Annotated in this window: 3 protein-coding genes and 2 pseudogenes; all 5 read right to left on the reverse strand. The window is 61.2% G+C overall.

What is annotated here, in order from left to right; translation table 11 throughout:
* Window positions 1–191 (reverse strand): ATP-binding cassette domain-containing protein (locus tag DQ405_RS26130; RefSeq protein ID WP_168426462.1); only part of this gene is annotated, 191 nt, incomplete at its 3' end.
* A gap of 3 nt (window positions 192–194) precedes the next feature.
* The gene (cysW, locus tag DQ405_RS26135; protein WP_168426463.1) at window positions 195–1,067 is read right to left on the reverse strand and encodes a sulfate ABC transporter permease subunit CysW; all 873 of its coding nucleotides are present in this window, start codon (window positions 1,065–1,067) and stop codon (window positions 195–197) included.
* Between the two features lie 13 nt (window positions 1,068–1,080).
* Window positions 1,081–1,901 (reverse strand): annotated as a pseudogene (gene cysT / locus DQ405_RS26140) (sulfate ABC transporter permease subunit CysT).
* A 237-nt stretch (window positions 1,902–2,138) separates the two neighbouring features.
* Window positions 2,139–3,053, reverse strand: a complete 915-nt coding sequence (gene choX / locus DQ405_RS26145; RefSeq protein WP_014716297.1) for a choline ABC transporter substrate-binding protein — start codon at window positions 3,051–3,053, stop codon at window positions 2,139–2,141.
* 18 nt (window positions 3,054–3,071) lie between these two features.
* Window positions 3,072–3,318: pseudogene (locus tag DQ405_RS26150) on the reverse strand (choline-sulfatase); the annotation flags it as partial.

Raw genomic sequence — 3,318 nt, forward strand, 5'->3', positions numbered from 1 at the left:
TCGCCGTGGAACACGATGCTGCCGGCGTCCGGGGTTTCCAGGCCGGCGATGATGCGCAGCAACGTGGTCTTGCCGCAGCCGGACGGGCCCAGCAACGCCACCAGCTCGCCACTCTGGATATCCAGGTTGATGCTGTCCAGGGCCTTGAAGGCGTTGAAGTTCTTGCTGACATTACGGACTTCGATCGACATGACTTATTCCTCACCCGCGCTGTTGCGCAGGCGGTTGATTCGGTTCTCGCTCCACTGCTTGAGCAGCAGGATGAAGAGCGCCAGGATCAGCAACAGGCTGGCCACCGCAAACGCGGCAACGTGGTTGTATTCGTTGTGGAGAATCTCGACATGCAGCGGCAGCGTGTTGGTGACGCCGCGAATGTGGCCGGACACCACCGACACCGCGCCGAACTCACCCATGGCCCGCGCCGTACACAGCACCACGCCGTAGATCAGGCCCCACTTGATGTTCGGCACGGTGACATGCCAGAACATCTGCCAGCCATTGGCGCCCAGCAGGCGCGCGGCTTCTTCTTCCTGGGTGCCCTGCTCCTGCATCAGCGGGATCAACTCACGGGCCACGAACGGCACGGTGACGAAGATGGTCGCCAGCACGATGCCCGGCAGGGCGAACACGATCTGGATGTCATGCTCTTGCAGCCACGGCCCGAAGAAGCCCTGGGCGCCGAACATCAACACGTACACCAGGCCGGCGATCACCGGCGAGACCGAGAACGGCAGGTCGATCAGCGTGACCAGGATGCTCTTGCCACGGAACGAGTACTTGCTCACGCACCAGGCGGCGCTGACGCCGAACACCAGGTTGAGCGGCACCGAAATCAGCACGGCGATCACCGTGAGTTTCAGCGCCGACAGCGCGTCTGGCTCAAGGATTGCCGTGAAGAACGTGCCGAGGCCGTTCTTCAAGCCCTGGGACACCACCACCAGCAATGGCAGCAGCAGAAACAGGACGAATACCAGCCAGCCAAGGCCGATCAGGATACGTCGCGAGGTCGCACTGCCACGCCGGGCGGCGTTGGCCGAGGACGCGGCGGAAATAGACGATTGGGACATGTTCCGCGCCTCCTTATGGACGTTCGATGCGCCGCTGCAACAGGTTGATCAGCAGCAGCAAGACAAAGGACACCACCAGCATCAGCACACCAATGGAGGTGGCGCCGCGGTAGTCGTATTGGTCGAGCTTGACCATGATCAGCAATGGCAGGATTTCGGTTTTTCATCGGCATGTTGCCGGCAATGAAGATCACCGAACCGTACTCACCCACGCCTCGGGCAAACGCCAGGGCGAAGCCGGTCAGCCAGGCGGGCAACAATGCCGGCACGAGGATGTAGCGGAACACCTGCAACGGCTTGGGCGCCGAGGCAGGCGGCGGCCTCTTCGATTTCCCGGGGGATATCGGCCAGTACCGGCTGCACCGTGCGCACCACGAAGGGCAACGTGACGAAGGTCAGCGCCAGGGTGATACCCAGGGGGGTGTAGGCGATCTTGAAACCCAGGTCGGCGGCAAACTGGCCGACCAGGCCGTTGGGCGCGTACAGCGCCGTCAGCGCGATACCGGCGACGGCGGTGGGCAGGGCGAACGGCAGGTCGATCATCGCGTCGATGACCTTGCGCCCGGGGAAGGTGTAGCGCACCAGCACCCAGGCCAACAAAGTGCCAATCACACCGTTGATGAGTGCGGCGTACAGCGCGGTACTGAAGCTCAGCTTCAAGGCCGCCAGCACGCGAGGCGCGGAGATGATGTTCCAGAACTGATCCCAGGTGAGTTGAGCGGCGTGTACAAACATCGCCGCCAGGGGGATGAGTACGATCAGGCTGAGGTACACCACGGTGTAGCCCAGCGTCAGCCCGAAGCCGGGTATGACGGGGGAGATACGACGCGACATAAGAGTCCTTGGTTAAAGGGTAGAAACCACTGTAGGAGCGTGCGTTCTGTGGCAGCTGGCTTTTCTGTGGGAGCCGGGCTTGCCCGCGATGCAGGCACCTCGGTGTATCAGCCACACCATGGTGATGCTATCGCAGGCAAGCCAGCTCCCACGGGGTCGCCGGCAAGCGTCAGAGTTGATCGTTCCCACGCTCTGCGTGGGAATGCTGCTCGGGACGCCCTGCGTCCGATTTTAACGTCAGAGTTTGGCTTTTACCGCCGGCAACGCCTCCTGGCCGTCCAGGGTTTTCACCCCCTCCAGCCACTGGTCCAGGACCGCCGGGTTGGCCTTGATCCACGTCTTCGCCGCCTGCGCATTGCTGACCTTGTTGTTCGCCACGTCAGCCATGATGCTGTTCTCCATGGCCTGGGTAAAACTCAGGTTGGTCAGCAGTTTGCCGACATTGGGGCACGCTTGTGCGTAACCCTTGCGAGTCAAGGTATAGACGCTGCCGGTGGCACCAAAGTACTGCTCGCCGCCCTTGAGGTAGCGCATTTTCAGCTGCACGTTCATCGGGTGCGGGGTCCAGCCGAGAAAGGTGATGAAACGCTGTTTCTTCACCGCTCGCGAGACCTCTGCGAGCATCGCCTGTTCGCTGGACTCGATCAGCTTCCACTGCCCCAGGTCGAAATCATTTTTCTTGATGATCTCCTGCAACGAGATATTGGCTGGCGCGCCGGAGCCGATGCCGTAGATCTTCTTGTCGAACTTGTCGGCAAATGTGTTCAGGTCGGCAAAGTCATGCACCCCGGCGTCCCACACATAGTCCGGCACGGCGAGGGTGAACTCGGTGCCCTCCAGGTTCTTCGCCAGTTGCACCACATCGCCGTTGGCCACGAACTTGTCGTAGAAGCCCTGCTGCGCCGGCATCCAGTTGCCGAGGAAGACATCCACCTGGCCGTCCTTGAGCCCGCCGAAGGTAATCGGCACCGCCAGGGTGTCGACCTTGGGTTGATAGCCCATGCCCGTCAGCAGGAAACTGGTGATAGCGTTGGTGGCGGCAATATCGCTCCAGCCTGGATCGGCCATCTTTACCGTTTCGCAGCGAGTGTCTGCGTACACCTGGGCGCTGCTGAGCACCACCAAACTCAGTACCACGGTCAACTTTTGCATGGCCTTCCCTCTGTCTACTTATTGGTTTTGGCAGGGTTGTGGAAAACGTGCTTTGCGCTCCAGGTCATCAAGGTCGATATGGTTGCGCATGTACTGCTGACTGGCGTCTACCAGTGGCTGGTGATCCCAGCTCTTGAGCTTGCCTTGGGTCAGCGCTTCAAACACCAGGCGGCGACGGCGTTGGCTGGCGAGCACCTGTTGATGGATCGCCGGGATGTCCCATTTAGCCCGCGCTTCACGCAAGAACGCCTCGAACAATGGCCGA

This window comes from Pseudomonas sp. SST3, from assembly GCF_003325755.1.

What these genes read in the sequence shown, in the direction of transcription:
- cysW (WP_168426463.1), bottom strand. Translation starts at nt 1,067, where the DNA reads ATGTCCCAATCGTCTATTTCCGCCGCGTCCTCGGCCAACGCCGCCCGG.
- choX (WP_014716297.1), bottom strand. Translation starts at nt 3,053, where the DNA reads ATGCAAAAGTTGACCGTGGTACTGAGTTTGGTGGTGCTCAGCAGCGCC.